The 21878-nt window shown below is 61.6% G+C and carries 25 protein-coding genes; 13 read left to right on the top strand and 12 right to left on the bottom strand.

Features of this window, described 5'->3' with window-relative positions; all coding sequences use genetic code 11:
* The first annotated feature begins 12 nt into the window (after positions 1 to 12).
* Positions 13 to 858 (top strand): D-alanyl-D-alanine carboxypeptidase family protein, encoded by an 846-nt coding sequence (locus tag SB659_RS00625; protein WP_410549396.1) that lies wholly within the window; start codon positions 13 to 15, stop codon positions 856 to 858.
* Between the two features lie 105 nt (positions 859 to 963).
* Here the strand turns inward: SB659_RS00625 and glmM are convergent, their stop codons facing one another.
* From glmM to rplM, 3 genes are all read right to left on the bottom strand, one after another.
* The gene (gene glmM / locus SB659_RS00620; RefSeq protein WP_410549186.1) at positions 964 to 2328 is read right to left on the bottom strand and encodes a phosphoglucosamine mutase; all 1365 of its coding nucleotides are present in this window, start codon (positions 2326 to 2328) and stop codon (positions 964 to 966) included.
* A gap of 169 nt (positions 2329 to 2497) precedes the next feature.
* Positions 2498 to 3004 (bottom strand): 30S ribosomal protein S9, encoded by a 507-nt coding sequence (rpsI, locus tag SB659_RS00615; RefSeq protein ID WP_284976397.1) that lies wholly within the window; start codon positions 3002 to 3004, stop codon positions 2498 to 2500.
* 38 nt (positions 3005 to 3042) lie between these two features.
* Positions 3043 to 3486, bottom strand: a complete 444-nt coding sequence (gene rplM, locus SB659_RS00610) for a 50S ribosomal protein L13 (protein WP_024817563.1) — start codon at positions 3484 to 3486, stop codon at positions 3043 to 3045.
* A gap of 318 nt (positions 3487 to 3804) precedes the next feature.
* Here rplM and SB659_RS00605 point away from each other — a divergent pair, with 318 nt between their 5' ends.
* The 9 genes from SB659_RS00605 (at position 3805) to SB659_RS00565 (ending at position 11806) form a co-directional block, all read left to right on the top strand.
* On the top strand, positions 3805 to 4449 hold the full coding sequence (locus tag SB659_RS00605) for a prepilin peptidase (RefSeq protein WP_410549185.1): 645 nt from the start codon (positions 3805 to 3807) through the stop codon (positions 4447 to 4449).
* Positions 4450 to 4781: 332 nt separating this feature from the next.
* Complete coding sequence (locus tag SB659_RS00600) at positions 4782 to 4976, top strand: Flp family type IVb pilin (protein ID WP_284979010.1); 195 nt, start codon at positions 4782 to 4784, stop codon at positions 4974 to 4976.
* Positions 4977 to 5074: 98 nt separating this feature from the next.
* Positions 5075 to 5485 carry a TadE/TadG family type IV pilus assembly protein gene (locus SB659_RS00595; RefSeq protein ID WP_410549184.1) on the top strand — a complete coding sequence of 137 codons (411 nt, stop codon included), beginning with the start codon at positions 5075 to 5077 and terminating at the stop codon, positions 5483 to 5485.
* An 8-nt stretch (positions 5486 to 5493) separates the two neighbouring features.
* Positions 5494 to 6513, top strand: a complete 1020-nt coding sequence (locus SB659_RS00590) for a pilus assembly protein TadG-related protein (RefSeq protein WP_410549183.1) — start codon at positions 5494 to 5496, stop codon at positions 6511 to 6513.
* 54 nt (positions 6514 to 6567) lie between these two features.
* Entirely contained in the window at positions 6568 to 7338 is a 771-nt protein-coding gene (locus SB659_RS00585) for a Flp pilus assembly protein CpaB (RefSeq protein ID WP_410549182.1), read from the top strand.
* Positions 7335 to 8534, top strand: coding sequence for a CpaE family protein (locus tag SB659_RS00580; protein ID WP_410549181.1), 1200 nt, complete (start codon positions 7335 to 7337; stop codon positions 8532 to 8534). Before SB659_RS00585 ends, SB659_RS00580 begins: the two co-directional genes overlap by 4 nt.
* 113 nt (positions 8535 to 8647) lie before the next feature.
* Positions 8648 to 9967 carry a CpaF family protein gene (locus SB659_RS00575; RefSeq protein WP_410549395.1) on the top strand — a complete coding sequence of 440 codons (1320 nt, stop codon included), beginning with the start codon at positions 8648 to 8650 and terminating at the stop codon, positions 9965 to 9967.
* Positions 9968 to 9969: 2 nt separating this feature from the next.
* Positions 9970 to 10911 carry a type II secretion system F family protein gene (locus SB659_RS00570; protein ID WP_284979016.1) on the top strand — a complete coding sequence of 314 codons (942 nt, stop codon included), beginning with the start codon at positions 9970 to 9972 and terminating at the stop codon, positions 10909 to 10911.
* A gap of 10 nt (positions 10912 to 10921) precedes the next feature.
* Positions 10922 to 11806, top strand: coding sequence for a type II secretion system F family protein (locus SB659_RS00565; RefSeq protein WP_284979017.1), 885 nt, complete (start codon positions 10922 to 10924; stop codon positions 11804 to 11806).
* A 121-nt stretch (positions 11807 to 11927) separates the two neighbouring features.
* Here SB659_RS00565 and SB659_RS00560 read toward each other — a convergent pair whose 3' ends face one another.
* The 8 genes from SB659_RS00560 to SB659_RS00525 all read right to left on the bottom strand — a co-directional run bounded on the left by SB659_RS00560 (position 11928) and on the right by SB659_RS00525 (position 17270).
* Positions 11928 to 12818, bottom strand: a complete 891-nt coding sequence (locus SB659_RS00560) for a tRNA pseudouridine synthase A (RefSeq protein WP_410549180.1) — start codon at positions 12816 to 12818, stop codon at positions 11928 to 11930.
* A 32-nt stretch (positions 12819 to 12850) separates the two neighbouring features.
* Positions 12851 to 13411 (bottom strand): 50S ribosomal protein L17, encoded by a 561-nt coding sequence (gene rplQ / locus SB659_RS00555; protein ID WP_410549179.1) that lies wholly within the window; start codon positions 13409 to 13411, stop codon positions 12851 to 12853.
* Between the two features lie 66 nt (positions 13412 to 13477).
* Positions 13478 to 14488, bottom strand: coding sequence for a DNA-directed RNA polymerase subunit alpha (locus tag SB659_RS00550; RefSeq protein ID WP_284976385.1), 1011 nt, complete (start codon positions 14486 to 14488; stop codon positions 13478 to 13480).
* Positions 14489 to 14637: 149 nt separating this feature from the next.
* Positions 14638 to 15039, bottom strand: a complete 402-nt coding sequence (gene rpsK / locus SB659_RS00545; RefSeq protein WP_014922380.1) for a 30S ribosomal protein S11 — start codon at positions 15037 to 15039, stop codon at positions 14638 to 14640.
* A gap of 51 nt (positions 15040 to 15090) precedes the next feature.
* Positions 15091 to 15468: a 30S ribosomal protein S13 gene (gene rpsM, locus SB659_RS00540; RefSeq protein WP_011775569.1), complete on the bottom strand. Its 378-nt coding sequence runs from the start codon at positions 15466 to 15468 to the stop codon at positions 15091 to 15093.
* A gap of 194 nt (positions 15469 to 15662) precedes the next feature.
* Positions 15663 to 15776, bottom strand: a complete 114-nt coding sequence (rpmJ, locus tag SB659_RS00535; RefSeq protein WP_011775570.1) for a 50S ribosomal protein L36 — start codon at positions 15774 to 15776, stop codon at positions 15663 to 15665.
* 72 nt (positions 15777 to 15848) lie between these two features.
* A complete protein-coding gene (gene infA / locus SB659_RS00530; protein WP_011775571.1) occupies positions 15849 to 16070 on the bottom strand; it encodes a translation initiation factor IF-1 in 222 nt (73 codons plus the stop codon).
* A gap of 225 nt (positions 16071 to 16295) precedes the next feature.
* On the bottom strand, positions 16296 to 17270 hold the full coding sequence (locus SB659_RS00525; protein WP_410549178.1) for a P1 family peptidase: 975 nt from the start codon (positions 17268 to 17270) through the stop codon (positions 16296 to 16298).
* A gap of 292 nt (positions 17271 to 17562) precedes the next feature.
* Here SB659_RS00525 and SB659_RS00520 point away from each other — a divergent pair, with 292 nt between their 5' ends.
* From SB659_RS00520 to SB659_RS00510, 3 genes are read left to right on the top strand one after another with little or no spacing between them, the layout of a single operon-like run.
* Entirely contained in the window at positions 17563 to 18552 is a 990-nt protein-coding gene (locus tag SB659_RS00520) for a carbohydrate ABC transporter permease (protein WP_410549177.1), read from the top strand.
* Positions 18553 to 18590: 38 nt separating this feature from the next.
* Complete coding sequence (locus SB659_RS00515; protein ID WP_284979047.1) at positions 18591 to 19448, top strand: carbohydrate ABC transporter permease; 858 nt, start codon at positions 18591 to 18593, stop codon at positions 19446 to 19448.
* 57 nt (positions 19449 to 19505) lie between these two features.
* Complete coding sequence (locus SB659_RS00510) at positions 19506 to 20852, top strand: extracellular solute-binding protein (RefSeq protein WP_410549176.1); 1347 nt, start codon at positions 19506 to 19508, stop codon at positions 20850 to 20852.
* A 73-nt stretch (positions 20853 to 20925) separates the two neighbouring features.
* On the opposite strand, the gene map is transcribed toward SB659_RS00510, so the two are convergent.
* Positions 20926 to 21753, bottom strand: a complete 828-nt coding sequence (gene map / locus SB659_RS00505; RefSeq protein WP_284976380.1) for a type I methionyl aminopeptidase — start codon at positions 21751 to 21753, stop codon at positions 20926 to 20928.
* Positions 21754 to 21878: the final 125 nt, after the last annotated feature.

Genomic DNA, 21878 nt, shown 5'->3' with positions numbered 1-21878 from the left:
GCCGGCCTTGGCATGACTGCGCTCACGGCCTGCAGCCCCGGGAGCCCCGCACCCTCCCCCACTGCGGCAGGCTTGCCCACCGCCGCAGGCTCACTGACGCCTTCATCCACCGCGACGCCCAGCCCATCCACCCTGTCAGCAGCTGCAACGCCGTCGGGCGTCCTGACCACTGAGCCTGCTCCGGCAGCGGAGACCAGCACCGCCCCCGGCCCCGACGCGTCGAGCCCGGCGCCTGCCCCCACCGCGGCCACACCAAAATTTTCCCTCACCGACCCCACCAGCCCCTGGGTGGTGGTCAACAAGCGCCGCCCGCTCAACCCGACAACGTTCGCGCCGGCGGACCTCGTGCAGCCGAGGGTACGCCTCGCCATCAGCGGTGAGGCCTCCATGGTCAACAGCACGACGGCGGCTGCCGCAGAAAAGATGTTTGCCGCCGCGGCTGCCAACGGCGTCATTATGACCTTGGCTTCCGGCTACCGCTCGTACTCGACCCAAGTGACCACGTACAACGGGTACGTCAACACCGACGGCCGTGCAGCCGCGGACACCGTCTCCGCCCGTCCTGGCTACTCCGAACACCAAACGGGCTGGGCCATGGACATCGGCGACGGCGGCGGCGTGTGCAGCTTCCTTCCCTGCTTCGCGGACCAACCAGCGGCCGTGTGGGCCAAGGCCAATGCGTACAAGTTTGGTTTCATCGTCCGCTACCCCGCGGGGATGCAGGCCGTCACCGGCTACGTCCACGAAGCCTGGCACCTGCGGTACGTCGGGACGGACGTCGCCACGGCCATGGCCACCCGTGGCATAGCCACCCTTGAGCAATACTTCGGCCTCCCGGCCGCGCCGGGTTACTTGTAAGAACCGGGTCATTTGTAGCAACAGAGAGCTGTTCAGATACAGAACGGCCCGCCCCCGGTATTCCAGGAACGGGCCGTGAAGAGCTCTGTTGACGTGCTGGTGCGCCTAGACCGCCAGCTCGCTTGAGGCGCCCAGGCGCTCTTTGACGACGGCGGCAAGCCCCGTGCAGATACGCTCGGCGGTGTCCATGTCCGCAGCTTCCACCATGACCCGGACCAGGGCTTCTGTCCCGGACGGACGGAGAAGGACCCGGCCCGTTTCGCCCAGCTCCACTTCAGCAGCGGCTACAGCGGCCGCTATGCCTTCGTCAGTGCCGGCGCGGCCCTTGTCCACGTCCTTGACGTTGATCATCAGCTGCGGGAGCTTGGTCATCGCCGTCGCCAATTCCTTGAGGCTGCGGCCGGTTAGTGCAACCTGGGCCGCAAGCTGGAGTCCCGTTAGGACGCCGTCGCCCGTGGTGGCGTAGTCCGAGAAAATAACGTGGCCTGACTGCTCGCCGCCGAGGTTGTAGCCGGCGTCGCGCATGCCCTCGAGGACGTACCGGTCGCCAACGGCGGTCTCGAGCATGCTGATCCCTGCATCCCGGAGAGCCAGTTTGAGGCCGAGGTTGCTCATCACGGTGGCTACCAGCGTGTTGTCCTTGAGACGTCCTGCAGCCTTGAGGGCCAGCGCCAGGATCGCCATGATCTGGTCGCCGTCCACCTCGTTGCCCTCGTGGTCGACGGCCAGGCAACGGTCCGCGTCGCCGTCATGCGCGATGCCGAGGTCGGCGCCATGCTCCACCACGGCGGCTTTGAGGGGTCCCAAGTGGGTGGACCCGACGCCGTCGTTGATGTTCAAACCGTCCGGTTCGGCGCCAATCACCACTACCTCGGCCCCGGCGTCGGCGAACACCTGCGGCGAGCAGCCGCTCGCGGCACCGTGCGCGCAGTCCAGGACGATTTTCAAGCCCTCAAGCCGATGGGGCAGGGTGCCGAGCAGATGAACAATGTACCGGTCCTCGGCGTCCGAGAACCTTTGGATGCGGCCGACCTCGCCACCGGTGGGGCGCCGCGGATCTTTCCCAAGCTGCGCCTCGATGGCATCTTCGACCTGGTCCGGCAGCTTCTGGCCGCCCCGGGCGAAGAACTTGATTCCGTTGTCCGGCGCGGGGTTGTGGGAGGCGGAGAGCATGACGCCAAAGTCTGCGTCGAGATCAGCTACCAGATACGCCGCGGCGGGGGTTGGCAAGACACCGGCGTCGTAGACATCCACGCCGGAACTGGAGAGCCCCGCCTCGACGGCGGCGGCGAGGAATTCGCCGCTGGCGCGGGGATCCCTGGCGACGACGGCGCGGGGCCGCTTACCGTCGGTTGTGCGGTCATGGCCGAGTACGACGGCGGCGGCTTGCGCGAGCTGCATAGCCAGCTCGGCTGTGAGCAATTCGTTCGCGAGACCGCGGACGCCATCTGTTCCAAATAATCTAGACATCGGCTCAAGTTTAGACGACGCTGGGAGAACGCTGGGACAGGGCGTGTCGCGGCCGCCCCGCCAGAATGGCCAATGCGCACCCGGAGCAGGTGGCTTAACGGCGAAAGCCCGCCCCGCCGGAAGGGCGGAACGGGCTTTCGATAACCCCTTCGAGAGGGGTGTAAGCGAATTAACGCTTGGAGTACTGCTGGGCCTTGCGAGCCTTCTTGAGACCGGCCTTCTTACGCTCGATGACGCGGGCGTCACGGCTCAAGTAACCGGCCTTCTTCAGGGTGGCGCGGTTGTTGTCGACGTCGATCTCGTTCAGCGAGCGAGCGACACCGAGGCGCAGTGCACCGGCCTGGCCGGAGATGCCACCACCGTGGATACGGGCGATGACGTCGTAGGCGCCTTCGAGATCAAGGATCTTGAAGGGCTCGTTGACGTCCTGCTGGTGCAGCTTGTTCGGGAAGTAGTTGTCCAGCGTGCGGCCGTTGATGGTCCACTTGCCGGAACCCGGGATGACGCGAACGCGTGCAACGGCTTCCTTGCGGCGGCCAACAGCTGCACCGGCAACGGTCAGTGCCGGGCGCTCCTTCTTGGGCGCATCTTCAGTAGATGTGCTTTCAGAGGTGTAGCTGGTGAGGGTTTCCTCGGCCTCGACGGCTTCGGCGGTCAGTTCTTCGTTCTGAGCCACGGTTCTCCTTGTGATGAAAAGTTGTTTGGTGGCCAGGACTACTGGGCGACCTGGGTGATTTCGAAAGTCTTCGGCTGCTGTGCAGCGTGGGGGTGCTCAGCGCCACGGTAGACCTTGAGCTTGCCCAACTGCTGTGCAGCGAGGGAGTTCTTGGGGAGCATGCCCTTGATGGCCTTCTCAACAGCGCGAACCGGGTTGGATTCCAACAGCTCGGCGTAGTTGACGGAGGTCAGGCCGCCCGGGTAACCGGAGTGGCGGTATGCGCGCTTCTGCTCCAGCTTGGCGCCGGTGAGGGCAACCTTTTCAGCGTTGATGATGATGACGAAGTCGCCCATGTCCATGTGGGACGCAAAGGTCGGCTTGTGCTTTCCGCGCAGCAGTGTTGCGGTCTGGCTGGCAAGACGACCAAGGACAACGTCGGTGGCGTCAATGACGTGCCACTGGCGGTTGATATCGCCGGGCTTCGGGGTGTACGTACGCACGGTTTTGCCTCGTTCTTGTTCTGGCGTTCATGTTTTAGGCGACACGCAGTGAGACGTGTACCTACTATGTATGCGCTACCGGAGCAGAGGTGAGGGCTCTATGTACCAGTAATCCCAGGATCTCGAAATGCCTCTTGAGTTATTGATCCTGCAACTGGATCCCCGAGGAGGCATGTGTGATCGAGATAGGACACGCACAACGACTCTAAACAATACCTTCAACGGGGCGTCCGGGTCAAAATGGGGTATCTGCCCTCGGGATACGCGTCCTCTGGATACGTGCCCACGGGACTGAGCATCACAGCAAACGGAGAGCCGATGACCGACAACCCCGCCTTCCTGCTCGTTTTCGCCGCGGCCGGCATACTGCTCAGCCTGGGCGCAGAGCTCGTGATCGCCCGAGCGCTCCCGAGGCTGGGCTTACTGCCTGATCTTAAGGTCCGGATCACGACGGCGGCCGTCACCGGCCTGCTCTTCGGCCTGCTCGCTTGGCGCTTTGGTTCCGCGCCCCAGCTGTTCGCGTTTCTGTTGCTCGCACTTGTCGGAGTGCAACTGTCACGCATCGATTTCACCCTGCACCTGCTGCCCAATCCCCTTGTCTTGTTTCTCTTAAGCGGCGGATTGCTGCTTCTTGCGCTAGCCGCCTCCTTGGCTCCAGGTTGGCCCCAGCTGTTCCGGGCCCTCGCCGGCGGAGCAATATTGTTCCTTTCCTACCTGATTCTTGGACTTTTTTCGCCGGGCAGCCTCGGCATGGGGGACGTGAAGCTCGCAGCCCCGCTCGGAATGTACTTGGGGTACTTGGGTTGGGGGCAAGTACTCTACGGCGGCCTGCTGGGATTCGTAGTGGGCGGGATACTCACGTTGCTGCTGTTACGGGTGGGAAACAGCGGAAATACACGGGAAACCGCGCATGGTCCGGCCATGTTGAGCGCGGCGCTGGGCGTCATCCTGTTCCTGAACTGACCTTACGAGTACTGACGATTTCAGCTGAAAAGCACCCCTGCCATCTGGCCTGAAATTCGTAAGCACCCTTTCTTTTCCAAGTAGTCCACGGCCCCGCGCGGCCGAAAACTGAGTACTCGCCGCGTTCGAGCCGAGTACGAGGCGTCCGCCCCCTAAAGAAAATTTGAGTACGGCTACGCATTGTCCAGCCAGCTTCCAATGGGGAATTCTTATCTCATCGAATTCGAACCGCCAAAAAGGCTCAAGGTGAAATTCGAGAGTCATGCAAATTCCGACAATTTGCTTGAACTTCAAATCGCTAATTCTAAATATTTCTCTGGGAAGGGTTTCCAATGTCTGCTCTTATGCTTTCCGTCACCTCGTTCATCGCCGGCGTCAAGTCCCGCCTCACCTCCGAGGAGAAGGGCGCCACCATGGTTGAATACGGCCTCATGGTCTCCCTGATCGCCGTCGTCGTCATCGCTGCCCTTCTGGTCCTCGGGCCGGCCATCGCAGGCCTCTTCACCACAGTTGCCGGAAGCCTCTAACCGGTCGCGGTCAGTTGACTGCGGCGGCAACCCTTTGCCGCCGCAGTCAACTGCTTAAGCGCATTTTCGTTGCATGGTTCTGGCTCTGGGAGATGGTCATGGCATCAAATAATAAAAAGGAGCGCGGCGCAGTGGCTGTGGAAATGGCGTTGCTCCTACCTCTATTGCTGCTGCTCCTGATTGGAATAATGGAATTCGGCCGTGCCCTCAACGTGCAAATATCGCTGACTGAGGCTGCCCGTGAGGGTGCCCGCTACGCCGCAGTCCACTATAAGGACGGCGGACTCAATGTCTCGGCGGACGCCTTGGCCTCCGCCCCCTCACTTAGCGGTTTGGGCGTGACCGTCACCGATAACGCCGCCAGTTGCGCTCCTGGCGCGAATGTCACCGTGACAACCAGGGTTTCATTGCCTTCCATGTCCGGATTCCTCGATGCCGGGTTCTTCGGAGCCCCGAGCATCTTTCCGGTCAGCATGCGCGGGGTAGGGGTGATGAGATGCGGTGGCTAAGTCGCTACATGGGAGATGTCCTACCCGGCGGCGACGAGGCTGACAACGAGCGCGGAGCAGCTACCATCATGGTCGCCGGACTTATGGTCGTGCTGTTGGGCTTCGCAGCATTGGTTGTGGACGTCGGCGCTTTGTACTTCGAGAAGGCACAGCTCCAGAACGGTGCCGATGCCGCCGCCTTGGCCATTGCCACCGACTGCGCGGGCGGGCATTGCGGCAACAGCACTTCCACGGGTAACCAGTTTGCCAACAGCAACGCCAATGACAACACCAGCGGGGCGGTGGTTAGTTTTCCCTCGGGAACAACTGTCAAAGTGGTCACCAATTCACGCGATACGAGCGGCCAGAACGGCTTCGGGTTGTTCTTTGCGCGGGCGTTGGGAATCGATAGCGCCACAGTGGGGGCTACAGCTACAGCATCGTGGGGAGCACCTTCAAAGGCCACAACCCTGCCGTGGACGGTCAGCGAGTGTGTTTTCAAGAAGTATCTTTCACCAACGCAGCTCGCATCGTTGAACTCCACGGGCAGCTTTAGCGGAGACCCGATTCCTACGCATATCCTGCTTCGCTACGACACCAACGCGCCCACTGTCCCGGGCTGCGCAGCACAAAACGGCTACCAACCGGGCGGCTTTGGCTGGCTGGTGACTAACTCCGGATGCTCCACCGACATCTCAGTCAATGCCACGGTCAACGGGCAGACGGGAAACCACTTCCCCAACGCTGCCGCCTGCAATACGATCCTCGCCCACATCATGGACCAGCCCGCCCTTATCCCGCTTTTCAAGACCGCGACCGGCAATGGGTCCAACGCCCGCTACACGCTGATTGGTTTCGCGGCGTTCAAAGTCACGGGCTACAAGTTCAGCGGTTCGGGCGCCGTCCTGGATCCCGCCGCGCCAGGTTGCACCGGCAACTGTCGCGGCTTACAGGGGTACTTCGAGCGGTTCGTGTCCCTTGATGAAGGGATGACGGTCAGTGGAACCACCCCCAACTATGGAGCGTCGGTGGTCACGCTCATCGAGTAGCCGTTGGCTCAATGTCTACTCACCACGTTAGGAAAAACCGAAAGGAGATGCACAGTGAAAACACGCCTACTGGGAGGCATTGCAGCGCTGCTACTGGCAGTAATCGGTACCGTTTTGTTGGTTTCCTATGTTCAAGGAGCCGATAAGCGGGCGCAGCAAGGGCTCAATCCCGTCACCGTCCTGGTCGTCAAGGAACGTATACCGGCCGGAACCAAGGCCGAAGAAATAGGTTCCAAAGTCAAGACTGAAACACTGCCCCAATCAGCCGTAGCGCAGGGCACCATCAGCGCACTCAGCGGCCAGACGGGCAAAGTTGTCTCCGCGGATCTGCAGCCCGGAGAGCAACTCCTGAGCGCCAAGCTCGTGAGCCCCAATGAATTGGTACCGGGAACTGTCCCTGTGCCGGCCGGCTTACAAGAAGTCACCTTTCTCTTGGCACCCGAGCGCATTCTTGGTGGCCGGCTCGAAGCGGGTAACACCGTGACTGTCTTTTCGTCCTTTAAGTTGGACGGCGACATGCCTGCAGGTGCCGATCTTCCTGCCGAGGTCAAAGGGTGGAAAGAATACACCAAGCTCCTGAATCATGACGTCATCGTGACCGCAATCCAGCAGGCAGCGCCCGACGCACAGAAAAAGTCGGCAACATCCGACCAAGCGGTCGCCCTGCCGAACGGTTCAGCCTACGTCACCTTGGCAGTCAGCGACGCCAATGCAGCGAAAATGGTGTTCGGTGCCGAGTTTGGAACGTTGTACCTATCGAAGCAGACAGACAAGACAACCAAGAGCGAACCCCCTGTGACGACCCTGGGCGGTGAGCTGAAATGAGCCGCTTCGTAGCCATTACGGCAGTGCGCGATTTTGAGAGCCGCGTGCGCCAGGCCATCACGGGTGCCTTGCATGGCGAACTTCAAACCCTCTCACCTGACGTCCTGCAACGCGGTACCGAGGATGTCTTCAACCAGCTGACAGGAGCGCCGCCGGAGGTCATTGTCCTGGGCCCCGGGGTAAACCCCGATGACGCACTGAAACTGGCTACCGTGTTGGACCTGCAATACCCCGAGATCAGCCTGCTGCTCGTGGCCGACCCCAGCCCCGAGATCGTGCTCCGGGCCATGCACTCAGGAATCAGGGACGTGGTAGCGCCCGAAATCGAGGTCAACGAGCTTCGGGTTCTGCTTGAACGCGCGTGCTTGGCCGCTGCCAGCAGGCGGCGTGGTATGCAGCCTGCCGCAGAATCAGGTCAGCAGCGGGGACGCGTTATCGCCGTGATGTCACCGAAGGGTGGCGTGGGAAAGACAACGGTGGCAACGAATCTTGCAGTGGGGTTGGGTGCGGTAGCTCCGATGCGTGTGGTCATCGTGGACCTTGACCTGCAGTTCGGCGATGTCGCTTCCGGGCTTCTGCTTGAACCCGAGCACACCATCACCGAGGCCGTGCATGGGCCGGCGTCGCAGGATTCCATGGTGCTCAAGGCCTTCCTCACGGTGCACCCGGCCGGAATCTACGCCCTCTGTGCACCCCAGAAGCCCTCCGACTCCGACTACATCACGGCAGACCACGTCACCAGGCTGATCAACCAACTGGCAACAGAGTTTCAATATGTGGTGGTGGATACTGCGCCTGGCCTTGGCGAGCACTGCCTTGCCACGTTGGAAATCGCAACGGACGGCGTGTGGGTATGCGGTATGGACGTTCCCAGTGTTCGGGGACTTCGCAAGAGCTTCCGCGTGCTGAAGGAACTCCAACTTCTTCCTCAGGGCCGCCACATGGTCTTGAACTTCGCTGACCGAAAGAGCGGCATCACGGTACAAGATGTTGAAGCGACGGTCGGTGTGCCGGTTGACGCCGTCATTCCGCGTTCCCGGAACCTTCCCTTCTCTACCAACCGTGGCATCCCCGTCCTCCAGGGAAACACACGTGACTCGGCAACCAAAGGGCTCAAAAAGCTCGTTGCGCGTTTTGATCCCCGCACGGAATCCCTGCCGCAGAACAAGCTGCACAGAAGGGTGGTGGTGTCATGAAGCTCTCGGAACGGCTCACAAAAAACAATCCCCTGGCCATGCCTGACGCCTTGGACTCTCATGAAGCCCCTGCATTGGTGCAGCCGCAGATACCGGTACAGCCACAAACCCCGATGCTCGGCGGAGTCCCTGCAACTCCGGTCGTGGACGCCCTGGCCGGGCTGAAGCAGCGTGCCGCCTCGGCTTTGTTCGAGCGTATGGGAAGCCGCATAGGCGACTCGTCGTCGTCGGAAGAGGAACTCAGGTCCTTTGCCGTCGATGAGCTGTCAGCGGTTATTGACGATGAACAGGTTCCACTTTCCCCTGAAGAGCGTAGGCGTCTCATCCGCGAAATTGCCGATGAGGTCATGGGTTTCGGCCCGTTGCAGCGTTTGCTCGAAGATCCGTCGGTCACCGAAGTGATGGTCAACCGCTTTGACCAGATCTACGTCGAACGCCACGGCCATTTGGCGTTGACGGACCTCCAGTTCAGTTCCGATGAGCACCTAAGGAAAGTCATCGAGCGCATCGTATCCAAGGTGGGCCGCCGCATTGATGAATCATCACCCCTGGTTGATGCCCGTTTGGAGGACGGCTCGCGCGTCAACGCCATCATTCCGCCCCTGGCGGTCAACGGACCGTCGTTGACCATCAGGAAGTTCAGCCACGTCCCGTTGACGGTGCGTAACCTCATCGAGTGGGGCTCGGTAAGCCAAGAGATGGCGGAATTGTTGAGTGCATGCGTGCTGGCACGCCTGAACATCATTGTCTCGGGCGGAACAGGTACCGGAAAGACGACCCTGCTCAATGTGCTGTCGTCGTTCATTCCGGAATCGGACCGGGTTGTCACCATTGAAGACGCGGTGGAGCTGCAACTGCAGCAGCGCCACGTGGTGCGGCTGGAAAGCCGGCCGCCGAACATCGAGGGCAAGGGTGCGGTCACCATTCGGGACTTGGTCCGCAATTCCCTCCGCATGCGGCCGGATCGAATCATCGTCGGCGAAGTCCGTGGCGGAGAGTCCCTTGACATGCTGCAGGCCATGAACACCGGCCACGACGGCTCCCTGTCAACGGTCCACGCGAACTCACCACGGGACGCTATTTCCCGCCTGGAAACCTTGGTGCTGATGGCAGGGATGGACCTTCCACTCCGGGCAGTTCGGGAACAGGTGTCCTCCGCGGTCGACGTCATTGTCCAGATCACCCGTTTGCGTGACGGGAGCCGTCGCGTCACCCACGTGACGGAGGTGCAAGGCATGGAAGGAGACGTCGTCACCCTCCAAGATGCATTCCTCTTCGACTACTCTGCGGGCTTGGACGCCCAAGGACGTTTTCTGGGCAGGGCTCTTCCCACCGGCATCAGGCCCAGGTTCCTGGACCGCTTCGCGGAACTGGGTATCTCCGTCTCCCCCGCTGTCTTCGGGGTTGGCCCGGCGTCTGCAGTGAGGCGATAACCATGGACAATTCAGCCCTCTTCGTTGCAGCGATCGGCCTTTGCGTCAGCGCTATCCTAGTGCTGTTCTTCGTTGTCCTGAAGCCAGCCAACGGCACTATTCCGTTGGAAAGGCGGCGGGAAAGCACACTGCCCGATGATTCGGTCCTGGGCCGCGTTTCCCAATCGGCAGTCCAGGCCATGGGTACTGCTCTGGGTCGCTCTGGCGGGCCGTTCAACCAGGAAGTTCTCTACAACGCCGGCGTCCACCTAAGCCCCGCCGACTTCACGGTCATGGTTGCTTTTGGAACCATTGTGGTAGGCGTGATGGTGACGTTCCTTATTAACGTCATCTTCGGACTCGTGCTGGCGTTAGCCACTCCGTTCTTAGTGAAACTTGTCCTCGCCTTCAGGAGCGGAAAGCGCCGCGCAAAGTTCGAAGGCCAACTTACTGACATCATCCAAATGCTCATCGGCGGCCTCCGGGTAGGCCACACCATCATGCGGTCCTTCGAGGCTGTAGCCCAAGAGGCGCAAGGGCCCGCTTCTGAAGAACTGTCCCGGATCGTCAATGAAGTGCGAATCGGGCAGGACCCACGCCAAGCCGTGGAAGATTGCGCTGCCCGCATGGAAAGCGATGACTTTCGCTGGATCGGGCAAGCAATCCAGATCAATCGGGAGGTCGGCGGTGACTTGGCCGAAGTGTTGGAACAAGTCGCGGGGACCATCCGGGAGCGCAGCGAAATCAAGGCCCATGTCAGGGCACTCAGTGCCGAAGGAAAGATGTCTGCGTACATCCTCATGGCCTTGCCGGTTGGCGTCGGCCTCATGCTGACCCTCATGAACCCCGGATACATGGCGGTCTTCGTTCAAAATCCGTTGGGAATCGCCATGTTGATTGCCAGCGCGGTCCTGTTTGTCGTCGGCGGTTTCTGGATGAGCCGCACCGTGAAGATCAAGTTCTAGGAGGATCGCCGTGACTATCATCGCCTGGCTGATCATCGCCGTCATCATCATCCCGCTGGCTTACTTTGCCTGGTCCCTGGCAACCATCGATCGCAAGGGCATGGTTGCCATCCACAGCAATCTGGGCTCGGGGTTCAGCAATGGTTCGGGGGTGACAATCCAACGCCCACCCCTGATGCTGGGGATCGCCAGGAAACTCACCCCTGGAAGCTACGAAGCCAAATTGGATCGATGGCTCGCCTTAGCTGGCCGTCCGCAATGGATCCCGCTAACAAAGCTGATCGCCATCAAACCAGTGGGCGCCGCGGGAGGAGCAGTTGCCGGTGTGCTCTTGTTTGTGGCGAACCCCAGCCCCCTCGTTCTTGGGTTCGGTCTTTTCCTTACCGTGTTCCTGTATTTCATACCTGACTTGTTGGTCTACAACACAGGCCTCAAGCGGCAGGAAGCCATCCAGTTGGAGTTCCCCAACACACTGGACCAGATGCTCATCTCCGTGGAAGCAGGCCTCGGATTTGAAGCCGCCATGGAGCGGGCCTCAACATACGGAGGGGGCCCACTGGCACAGGAACTGCTGCGGACGCTCCAAGACATCCAGGTGGGCCGTCCCCGGCAGGAGGCCTACACCGCCTTGGCCGATCGTTCCACGGTGGCTGACGTTCGCAGTTTTGTCCTGGCCGTCATCCAGGCCGATAAGTACGGTATCGGCATCGCGAACGTACTCCGTGCCCAAGCCAAGCAGGCACGGGTCAAACGCCGTCAAATTGCTGAGGAAAAGGCGATGAAACTACCCGTCAAGGTGCTCTTCCCGCTGCTGTTCTCGATCTTTCCGGTGCTCTTTATCGTCCTTCTGGGTCCAGCCGTCATCAAGATCATGCACGTTTTCACCAGCATGTGATCCTGCCCTCCGGGGAGATAGACCGGCTGTCCGCGGATCCCAGACCACGGGCAGCCACATCGGCCCCCTTCCGGTACCCAGAGCCGGGAGGGGGTCCTCCACGTCCGGCGTGGCAGCGAAACTACTCCCGCCGCGCCCGGGTCAACTCAGCCCTGGCCAGCAACTCGCTGTCCGAAGGGTACGCAACTTCCTCCAACACCAACGGGTGGGGTGCGGCCAGGATCGACTTTGCATCGCGTTTGCGTTCCAAAAGGCGCTCGAGCAACCATCCCGGCGACTCCAGGCCCTCCCCCACACGTAACGCCGAACCCACCAGGGACCGCACCATATTGTGGCAGAAGGCATCCGCCTGCACGGTGGCGAGAATGACGCCGTCGGGCCTGCGCGCGAAGGAGAACTTCTGCAGCTCACGGACGGTGGTCGCACCTTCCCGTGGCTTGCAATAGGACCGGAAATCGTTCAGGCCCAGCAGTGCCTGTGAGCCCTCGTTCATCGCGTCGACATCCACAGCGGACTTGTGCCACAGGGTCATCCCGCGCAGCACCGGGTCCCACCGTTGGGGCCCGTCAGCTATCCGGTAACTGTACCTGCGCCACAACGCCGAAAACCTGGCGTCGAAACCCTCCGGCGCCAGTCCGGCGTCGTGCACTTCCACCGCACCGGTGAGCTCGCCAAGTATGCGGCTCAAAGCGCCGCGGAGCCGCCGTAAAAGGGCGACGGCGGGATCAAGTTCGTGCCCGCGCGGAAGCGCCAACCATTCAGCTTCGGACACGTCCAAGTGAACCACCTGGCCCCGGGCGTGGACACCGGCGTCGGTCCGGCCGGCAACGGTCACACGGACCGGGCGCTGGAAAAGGAGCGCCAAAGCTTGCTCGAGTGAACCCTGCACGGTTTGCCGGCCGGGCTGGAGCGCCCACCCGCTGAAAGGGCCGCCGTCATACGACAGGTCCAGCCGGACACGCAAAAACCCGCCGCCCCCCATAACGGGGGCAGCGGGTTTTCGTTCGTTCATAGACCCAAGTCTACTGGGAAGAATTCAGTGAATTACTTCGCGTCCTTAGCGGCCGGAGCCTCTTCGGTGTCAGCAGCTTCAGCCTCAGCAACCTCGGCCTCAGCAGCCGGAGCCTCTTCGGTGTCAGCAGCTTCGGTCTCTACAACCTCTTCCTCAGCGGCCGGAGCTTCGGCAGCCGGAGCAGCCTTGGCAGCGGCGGCGGCTGCTTCAGCAACAACGGCCTGCTTCGGGGAAACGGGGTCAAGGACGAGCTCGATGACAGCCATGGGAGCGTTGTCGCCCTTGCGGTTGCCGATCTTGGTGATGCGGGTGTATCCACCATCGCGGTTGGCAACAGCGCCGGCGATGTCGGTGAACAGCTCGTGGACAACGCCCTTGTCGCTGATCAGGCCGAGAACACGACGGCGGGAAGCGAGGTCGCCACGCTTGGCGAAGGTGACCAAACGCTCTGCGTACGGCTTGAGGCGCTTGGCCTTGGTGACCGTGGTGGTGATGCGCTTGTGCTCAAACAGAGCAGCTGCCAGGTTCGCGAGCATCAAGCGCTCGTGAGCCGGGCCGCCTCCGAGGCGCGGACCCTTAGTGGGGGTAGGCATAGTTATTTCTCCTGTTATGTAAGCCGAACAGGTCCATCGCTGAACCCATCGGCCAAGATCTGCTGGTTAGAGCTCGTCGTCGCTGAACGCGGCGTCGTCCTCTTCGATGGCTGCGGCACGGGCTGCGAGATCGAAACCGGGAGGGGAGTCCTTGAGGGACAGTCCCAGTTCCACGAGCTTTGCCTTGACCTCGTCAATGGACTTCGCACCGAAGTTACGGATGTCCATCAAGTCAGCCTCGGAGCGGGCAACGAGTTCACCCACGGAGTGGATGCCCTCACGCTTGAGGCAGTTGTAGGAACGGACCGTGAGGTCCAGATCCTCGATCGGCAGAGCCATGTCAGCTGCCAGGGCAGCGTCGGTGGGCGACGGGCCAATCTCGATACCTTCAGCTGCGGTGTTCAGCTCACGAGCCAGACCGAACAGTTCCACCAAGGTGGTGCCTGCGGAAGCGACAGCATCGCGCGGAGCGATTGCCTGCTTGGTCTCGACGTCGACAATGAGCTTGTCGAAGTCGGTGCGCTGCTCAACACGGGTAGCTTCCACACGGAAAGTTACCTTCATGACCGGCGAGTAAATCGAGTCAACCGGAATACGGCCGATCTCGGAGTCGCCGGACTTGTTCTGAGCTGCCGAAACGTAGCCACGTCCACGCTCGATGGTCAGTTCGAGTTCGAACTTGCCCTTCGAGTTCAGGGTGGCAATGTGCAGATCCGGGTTGTGGAATTCGACGCCGGCCGGCGGAGCGATGTCCGCTGCCGTGACGACTCCGGGGCCCTGCTTGCGCAGGTAAGCAACAACCGGCTCATCGTGCTCGGAGGAAACCGACAGGTTCTTGATGTTCAGGATGATCTCGGTGACATCTTCCTTGACACCCGGAACCGTGGTGAACTCGTGCAGCACGCCATCGATCCGGATGCTGGTTACAGCGGCACCGGGAATGGAGGAGAGCAGGGTACGGCGGAGTGAGTTGCCCAGAGTGTAGCCGAAGCCCGGTTCCAGCGGTTCAATGATGAAACGGGAGCGGTTCTCGGAGACTACTTCTTCGGACAGGGTGGGGCGCTGTGCAATGAGCACTTAGGTTTCCTTTCGGCGAGCATCCGCTATATGACGCAACACAGGTGGTGGAAATCGGCTTCGGTTTCCAGCCTTGCCGGCCGGGCCATGCTGATGAGGGGTCGAAACCCTTGACAGCGAGGCCCGGCCGGCAGGCAGGGAATACCTAATTAGACGCGGCGACGCTTCGGGGGGCGGCAACCGTTGTGGGCGCTGGGGGTGACGTCCTGGATGGAGCCAACCTCGAGGCCAGCGGCCTGAAGCGAACGGATTGCGGTTTCGCGTCCGGATCCCGGGCCCTTGACGAATACGTCAACCTTGCGCAGACCGTGCTCCTGAGCGCGCTTTGCAGCAGCTTCGGCAGCCATCTGGGCAGCGAACGGGGTGGACTTACGGGAGCCCTTGAAGCCAACCTCACCGGCAGAAGCCCATGAGATGACAGCACCGTTCGGGTCCGTGATGGACACGATGGTGTTGTTGAACGTGCTCTTGATGTGCGCCTGGCCAAGCGCAATATTCTTCTTATCCTTGCGACGCGGCTTACGAACCGCTCCACGAGTCTTCGGGGGCATTGTTTCTCCTACAGAAAGTTATCGGGGGAAAACCAGGTCAATCCCGAGGGATTAACGTCCGGCCTTCTTCTTGCCGGCGACGGTGCGCTTCGGGCCCTTGCGGGTACGAGCGTTGGTCTTCGTACGCTGTCCGCGTACGGGCAGGCCCTTGCGGTGGCGCAGGCCTTCGTAGCTGCCAATCTCGACCTTGCGGCGGATGTCAGCGGCTACCTCGCGGCGAAGGTCACCCTCAACCTTGTAGTTGCCTTCAATGTAGTCACGCAGCTGGACCAGCTCGGCGTCAGTCAGGTCCTTGACGCGAACGTCAGCGCTGATGCCGGTGGCAGCCAGGGTTTCGTGTGCACGGGTCTTGCCCACGCCGTAGATGTAAGTAAGCGCAATTTCCAACCGCTTTTCGCGGGGAATGTCTACGCCAGCGAGACGAGCCATAGTGGCGGTACTCCTTGAATAAACCGGAGGTCGTAGGCAGTACACCCACACGTGCTGTGTGGCCCCAGCCTCCGACCGGGGGTTCGCTGACCAGGCTCTGTCATGCAGTCCTGGCACAGCTTGTGCTGCCTTTATTTACTTGCGTGGGCTAGCAACCCAGGTTGCCCTTTCGGGCGCTGATTCCCTGGCGGGAATTAGCCCTGGCGCTGCTTGTGGCGCGGGTTCTCGCAGATCACCATGACCCGGCCATTACGGCGGATCACTTTGCACTTGTCGCAGATCTGCTTGACGCTCGGCTTGACCTTCATGGCGTTCCTTTGCGTGATTTAGCAGTTGATCTGCTGGAGCAGCTGGGCATTTCTGCCTGGCCGCCCAGCAATTTACTTGTAGCGGTAGACGATACGACCACGTGTGAGGTCGTATGGGCTTAGCTCCACCACTACGCGGTCCTCTGGGAGAATCCTGATGTAGTGCTGACGCATCTTCCCAGAGATGTGTGCGAGAACAACGTGCTTGTTGGTGAGCTCAACGCGAAACATCGCGTTGGGCAGCGCCTCAGTCACAACGCCCTCGATCTCAATGACCCCGTCCTTCTTGGCCATACCCTCCGCTAACTGTTGTTTGCCGCCGTCCTCCGGTTAGGCACCGAAGATCCAGCGGACGTTTTTTGTTTGTTTGGTCTTCTTGGGTCCACGACACTCCTGCGCGCGACGCCGATGAAGGCGACACTGAAAAGGGCGTGGCTGTACAGACAACCAACAGACAACTCTACGCCAATGCGGCATGAATGTTAAATCCGGCCATGGTAGCGCACCTGTCCGCCGTCGTCACTCCCCTGCGGGCCCGAATGCCGGGAAATCACCGGCCGTGGTCGAGACGCTTTCCGCCGCCATGACGCCGTCGAGGATGGCCAGCCGGGCCGCTTCCGCAGCTGCGCTTTGCAGCGTGATGAGCGAGATCTGCCGTGCCTGTTCGCTACTGCGGTCAAGTGCGACGCCGCCAGTCGCCAAGGCGAACACGGTATCTCCGTCGGCAAGCGTATGGGACGGATCGATCGCCCGCGCCACACCTGCGTGTGCCGCGGAGGCCGTCCGCTTGCACTCGGCCACATCCAAGACTGCGTTGGTGGCAATCACCACGAGAGTGGTGTTGAGGCCCCCCTGGGCTGCCGCCGTTTGCGTGCTCTGACTCGGGCGCGCACTGGCAGGCGTCAACCCCAGCGGCGCCCCCAGTGCATTAACTACGGCAATGGCACCCACGGTGACCGGACCTTCGGCGGAGATCTTCTCCAGCGTGAGCGACGAGGTGCCCACCCCACCCTTGTACTGCCCACGGGCTATGACCGCACCCGTGCCGGCACCGACGTTTCCACGTTCGACGGCGGCATTGTCGCCTGATGCGAACGCAGCAGCGGTCGCCTGGTAACCCATGTCGGCGCCGGGTCGCGCGTTCACGTCACCGCCACGCCCGAGGTCAAAGATCGCGGCGGCCGGAACGATCGGCACCACGGTTCCAGGCACTGCGAACCCTCGGCCCTGTTCCTCGCACCAGAGTTGGGCGCCTGTTGCGGTGGCCAGTCCAAAGGCGCTGCCGCCCGTGAGCACCACGGCGTCAACGGTGGGCACGAGCGTTGTTGGATCCAGCGCATCGGTTTCATGCGTCCCGGGGCCGCCCCCGCGCACGTCGACGGAGCCTACCGTTCCGGGCGGAGGAAGGACCACAGTGACGCCACTGAGCCAGCCGTCGTCGTGCTTCTGCACATGCCCAACCCGGACGCCCGGTACGTCGGTGATTGCATTCATGGCTCCATTCTCCACCGGAGCCAGAGGCTGTCCACCGGGGAGTCACCATGAGCCGGACGCTCCTCTCACTGGGCAGATCCTGGTCACTGGGCAGATTCCTGGCGCAAACGGGAGCCGAACCTCATTTCCGAACATGCGGGGAACGCACGGTAAACAGGCGCGGAAGTGTACGACAACTATCGCTACGCTGGCCGGTTTTGGCGCTACGGCGCTAGTGCGGCGTGATGAGCTGGGCCTGTCCCGCCGCCCCGATCCGGGAGCCGGCCACCACAATCCAACCCGTGAGCGACTCATGACTACCCGACAGATTCACAGCAGCAACAGCCCTGTGCCTCTCGGCCAGGCGAACGCCCAGACGCGGACCCCCTCCCGCAGCGACGACGCCCGCCGCAAACGCAATGGCTGGTCGCGCCGCACCCGCAGGGACTTCGTGGTCTTCCTCGCCCTGGCCTTGCCCAACCTGATATTGATTGGGACGTTCACCTACTGGCCATTGATCAACAACATGTACTACTCCACCCTTGACTGGACCTTGGGCTCCGCTTCGGCCACGGTGGTGGGCTTCGGGAACTACATCGACTTCTTCACCGGTTCCGATGCTTCCAACGTCCTGGGCACCACCGCCGTCTTCACCCTGGTGACCGTAGGTGGCTCGATGGCACTGGGACTCCTGATCGCGGTTGCCCTCAACTCGAAGGTCCGCGGCACCACCTTCGCGCGCTCCGCCGTCTTCGCTCCCTACGTTCTGAGCGGCGTCGGAGTCGGCCTTGTCTGGTTGTTCATCTTCGATCCCGGTTACGGCGTGCTCGCTTGGATCCTCCGTGGCTTCGGCCAGCAAAGCCCGGAATGGATCAATGATCCCCAACTTTCCCTCGTGATGGTCATCATCGTCTACATCTGGAAAAACCTCGGCTACTGCGCCGTTGTGTATCTCGCCGGGCTGCAGTCGCTTCCCAAAGACGTCATGGAAGCAGCATCGCTGGACGGCGCCAGCGGTCTTCGGCGCTTCATGAGCATGTCCGTTCCACTGCTCTCCCCCACAACGTTCTTCCTGCTGATCACCACGATGCTTAGTTCACTGCAGGCCTTCGACCTCATCCGGATTATGACTCCCCTGGGCGCGGGGACAAGCACCTTGATCTACGAGGCCTACCTACAAGCTTTCGGGGCCTACAACCGCGCCGGGTACAGCGCCGCCATCTCGGTGGTCCTCTTCGCCCTCCTGCTCATCATCACCGTTCTCCAGTTGCGGTTCGTCGAACGGAAGGTGCACTACTCGTGAGCACGCTGACGCCACAACAGAACGCAGCTGCGGAGGCGATGGTGGAACGCGCCCGTCCGTTCTCCCGGAAGAACCTCGTCCAAACACTCGCGGGAGGTTACCTTCCCCTCCTCGTGGCCACGTTGGTGGTGGTCCTACCGTTGTTGTGGATGGTGCTGAGCTCCCTGAAACAGCCGGGCGAGATCGTCACAACAGACCTCAAGATCTTGCCCCAGGGCGTGAACCTGGAGAACTACCGCGCAGCCATGACCACTGTGCCGTTCGCCCAGTTCTTCCTCAACAGCCTCATCGTCACCACGGTGGGTTCAACCGTGAAGGTAGTCCTGGCGATCCTCACCGCCTACGCGTTGGTCTTTGTCCGATTCCCGTTCAAGAACATCATCTTCGTTCTGATCCTCGTGGCGCTGATGGTGCCACCGCAGGTATCCATTCTGCCCAACTACATCCTGATCTCGGGACTGGGCGGGAAGAACACGCTTTGGGGAATCATCCTTCCCGGCCTTGGTACAGCCTTCGGCACCTTCTTGCTCCGCCAACATTTCCTGACGCTTCCTGCCTCCATCCTGGAAGCAGCCGAGATCGACGGCGCAGGCCACTGGCGGCGGCTCTGGCAAGTGGTGGCACCGGTATCGCTTCCCTCCATCGCGACGGTGGCTCTGGTGACCGTCGTCAGCGAATGGAACGACTACATCTGGCCACTGATCATTACCGACCGCCCTGAAACCATGACCCTTCCGGTGGGCCTGACGCTCCTTCAAAACTCTGAAGGAAACGGCGCCGGGTGGGGAATCCTGATGGCCGGCGCCGTCCTGGTGATCATCCCGATCCTCCTCGTCTTCGCGGCACTGCAGCGCTACATCGTCGCCGGCCTCACCCAAGGCAGCGTGACCGGCTAGGCCTCCATCACATCCACCGCATCGATCTACCCCCAAAGATTCTTGAAAGGAAGCATTGTGAACACCCAACTTGACCGACGCCACTTCCTGGGCCTCGCAGGCCTTGGCGCCAGCGCTGTTGCCCTCGCGGCCTGTGGCGGCCCCTCGACGTCGGCTCCGGCTGCAACCGTCGACGCCTCCGCTGTTGACTTCACCGGCGTGAAGCCGGCCGGCTCATTTGATTTCTGGACAAGCCACCCGGGACAGTCCATGGATGTCGAACGGTCCATCATCGACAAATTCCACGCGAAGTTTCCGGATATCAAGGTGAACCTGGTAACCGCCGGTGCCAACTATGAAGAGATCGCGCAGAAATTCCAGACCTCGCAGGCTGCGAAGTCAACGCTCCCCGGCCTCGTGGTCCTCTCCGACGTCTGGTGGTTCCGCTACTACACCAACGGCAACATCATCGCCTTGGACGGGCTGCTGAAGCAGTTGAACTTCGCCATGGATGATTTCCAGAAGTCCCTCGTGGCTGACTACAAGTACGCCGACAAGCAGTGGGCGCTTCCCTACGGCCGTTCCACACCGCTCTTCTATTACAACAAGGACCACTTCAAGGCCGCCGGGCTGCCTGACCGGGCACCGAAGACATGGCAGGAATTCGCGGACTGGGCACCGAAACTCCAAGCGGCCTCGGGCGCCAAATACGCCTACATGTATCCCGCCTTGGCCGGTTACGCCGGCTGGACCCTGCAGAACAACCTCTGGGGCTGGGGCGGCAGCTGGTCCGACGGTTGGAAAATCACCTGCGATTCCACCGAGTCCGTTGCTGCCCTTCAATGGGCACAGGACTCCGTCTACAAGGACAAGTGGGCCGGCGTCTCCTCGAAGAACGCTGCGGACGATTTCTCAGCAGGTATTACATCGACCACCATCTCCTCCACCGGTGACCTCCTCGGCGTGCTGAAGTCCGCCAAGTTCAACGTCGGAGTCGGCTTCCTGCCCGGCGGCCCCAAAGCAGCGACGAACGTCTGCCCCACGGGCGGGGCAGGCCTTGGCATCCCCAGCGGTGTCACCAAGGAAGTGCAGCTGGCAGCTGCCACCTTCCTGAAGTTCATGACGGAACCCGAAAACACCGCAGCATTCTCCGCAGCCACCGGTTACATGCCCACCCGGCTTTCCGCGGACATGTCCGCCGTCCTTGCCAAGACGCCCCAAATCAAAACGGCAATGGACCAACTCGCCGTTACCCGGGTCCAGGACAACGCGCGCGTGTTCCTTCCCGGCGCCGACCAAGAGATGGCCAAGGCCGCCGCGAAGATCCTCACCCAGCAAGGTGACGTCAAGGCAACCATGACCGACCTCAAGGGGACGCTGGATGGGGCTTACACCAAGGACGTCAAACCCAAGTTGAAGGCCTGATCGAGTCATTAACCGGCAGTAGTGGTGGTGCCCACGCCTGGGCACCACCACTACTGCCAATTTTCGTCGCCTGCTACGGGATCGGGACTGGCACGACGCCGAGTGGGGCCAAGCGTTCAGCGCCCCCGTCCGCTGCGGACAGCACCCAGATGCCCTGTTCGTGAACTGCTACCGAATGTTCCCACTGGCAGGACCGTTTCCCGTCCGTGGTCACCACTGTCCAGTCGTCCTCCAACGTGGCGGTTTCGATACCGCCGCGAACGAGCATCGGTTCAATCGCCAGGCACAGGCCGGGCCGGACCTTGGGCCCACGGTGTCCGGTGCGGTAATTCAGGACGTCCGGAGCCATGTGCATCTCCGAGCCGATGCCGTGGCCCACGTAGTCCTCCAAGATGCCAAGGGGCTTGCCATGGACGGACGACACGTAATCATCGATCGCATTGCCGATGTCACCCACGAACTTGCCCGTGGCCAAGGCAGCAATACCCCGCCACATCGCTTCCTCGGTCACATCCGAGAGCCGTTGGTCCTCAGGATCCGCCGTGCCTACGATGACCGTCCTGGCGGAGTCAGAGTGCCACCCGTCCACGATGCAGCCACCGTCAATGGAGATGATGTCGCCGTCCTGGAGCACACGGTTCCCTGGGATGCCGTGCACCACCTCCTCGTTGACGGAGGTGCAAATGGTAGCGGGGAAGCCGTGGTAGCCGAGGAAGTTCGACTTCGCGCCGGCATCGCTCAGCACGGCAGCGAACACCTCATCAAGGTCTTTGGTGGTGACACCGGCCTTTGCCGCCGCTACCGCGGCGTCCAGTGCACGGCTCAGGACGAGCCCGGCTTGGTGCATGATGCGCATCTGCTCATTGGTCTTGTACTCAATGCGGGGCTGACCGAACGCCATGATCTCCTCTGGATGGTTTACTGCGGGGACCGATCAGGCGCCGCGACTAAGACCATTTTCCCGTATTGGGGAGCGTGGCCGAAATTAAGGAAGGGCGTGCCCTGCACGGTTAGTGCAAAGCACGC

It is taken from the genome of Arthrobacter sp. SIMBA_036 (assembly GCF_046535135.1).
GTDB lineage: Bacteria > Actinomycetota > Actinomycetes > Actinomycetales > Micrococcaceae > Arthrobacter.
This window is presented reverse-complemented; position numbering and strand designations above follow the sequence as displayed.

Coding starts and splice junctions, on each gene's coding strand:
- SB659_RS00625 (WP_410549396.1), top strand. CDS start 13: ATGACTGCGCTCACGGCCTGCAGCCCCGGGAGCCCCGCACCCTCCCCC.
- glmM (WP_410549186.1), bottom strand. CDS start 2,328: ATGTCTAGATTATTTGGAACAGATGGCGTCCGCGGTCTCGCGAACGAA.
- SB659_RS00605 (WP_410549185.1), top strand. CDS start 3,805: ATGACCGACAACCCCGCCTTCCTGCTCGTTTTCGCCGCGGCCGGCATA.
- SB659_RS00600 (WP_284979010.1), top strand. CDS start 4,782: ATGTCTGCTCTTATGCTTTCCGTCACCTCGTTCATCGCCGGCGTCAAG.
- SB659_RS00595 (WP_410549184.1), top strand. CDS start 5,075: ATGGCATCAAATAATAAAAAGGAGCGCGGCGCAGTGGCTGTGGAAATG.
- SB659_RS00590 (WP_410549183.1), top strand. CDS start 5,494: ATGGGAGATGTCCTACCCGGCGGCGACGAGGCTGACAACGAGCGCGGA.
- SB659_RS00580 (WP_410549181.1), top strand. CDS start 7,335: ATGAGCCGCTTCGTAGCCATTACGGCAGTGCGCGATTTTGAGAGCCGC.
- SB659_RS00575 (WP_410549395.1), top strand. CDS start 8,648: ATGCTCGGCGGAGTCCCTGCAACTCCGGTCGTGGACGCCCTGGCCGGG.
- SB659_RS00570 (WP_284979016.1), top strand. CDS start 9,970: ATGGACAATTCAGCCCTCTTCGTTGCAGCGATCGGCCTTTGCGTCAGC.
- SB659_RS00560 (WP_410549180.1), bottom strand. CDS start 12,818: ATGAACGAACGAAAACCCGCTGCCCCCGTTATGGGGGGCGGCGGGTTT.
- rplQ (WP_410549179.1), bottom strand. CDS start 13,411: ATGCCTACCCCCACTAAGGGTCCGCGCCTCGGAGGCGGCCCGGCTCAC.
- rpsK (WP_014922380.1), bottom strand. CDS start 15,039: ATGCCCCCGAAGACTCGTGGAGCGGTTCGTAAGCCGCGTCGCAAGGAT.
- rpsM (WP_011775569.1), bottom strand. CDS start 15,468: ATGGCTCGTCTCGCTGGCGTAGACATTCCCCGCGAAAAGCGGTTGGAA.
- rpmJ (WP_011775570.1), bottom strand. CDS start 15,776: ATGAAGGTCAAGCCGAGCGTCAAGCAGATCTGCGACAAGTGCAAAGTG.
- infA (WP_011775571.1), bottom strand. CDS start 16,070: ATGGCCAAGAAGGACGGGGTCATTGAGATCGAGGGCGTTGTGACTGAG.
- SB659_RS00525 (WP_410549178.1), bottom strand. CDS start 17,270: ATGAATGCAATCACCGACGTACCGGGCGTCCGGGTTGGGCATGTGCAG.
- SB659_RS00520 (WP_410549177.1), top strand. CDS start 17,563: ATGACTACCCGACAGATTCACAGCAGCAACAGCCCTGTGCCTCTCGGC.
- SB659_RS00515 (WP_284979047.1), top strand. CDS start 18,591: ATGGTGGAACGCGCCCGTCCGTTCTCCCGGAAGAACCTCGTCCAAACA.
- map (WP_284976380.1), bottom strand. CDS start 21,753: ATGGCGTTCGGTCAGCCCCGCATTGAGTACAAGACCAATGAGCAGATG.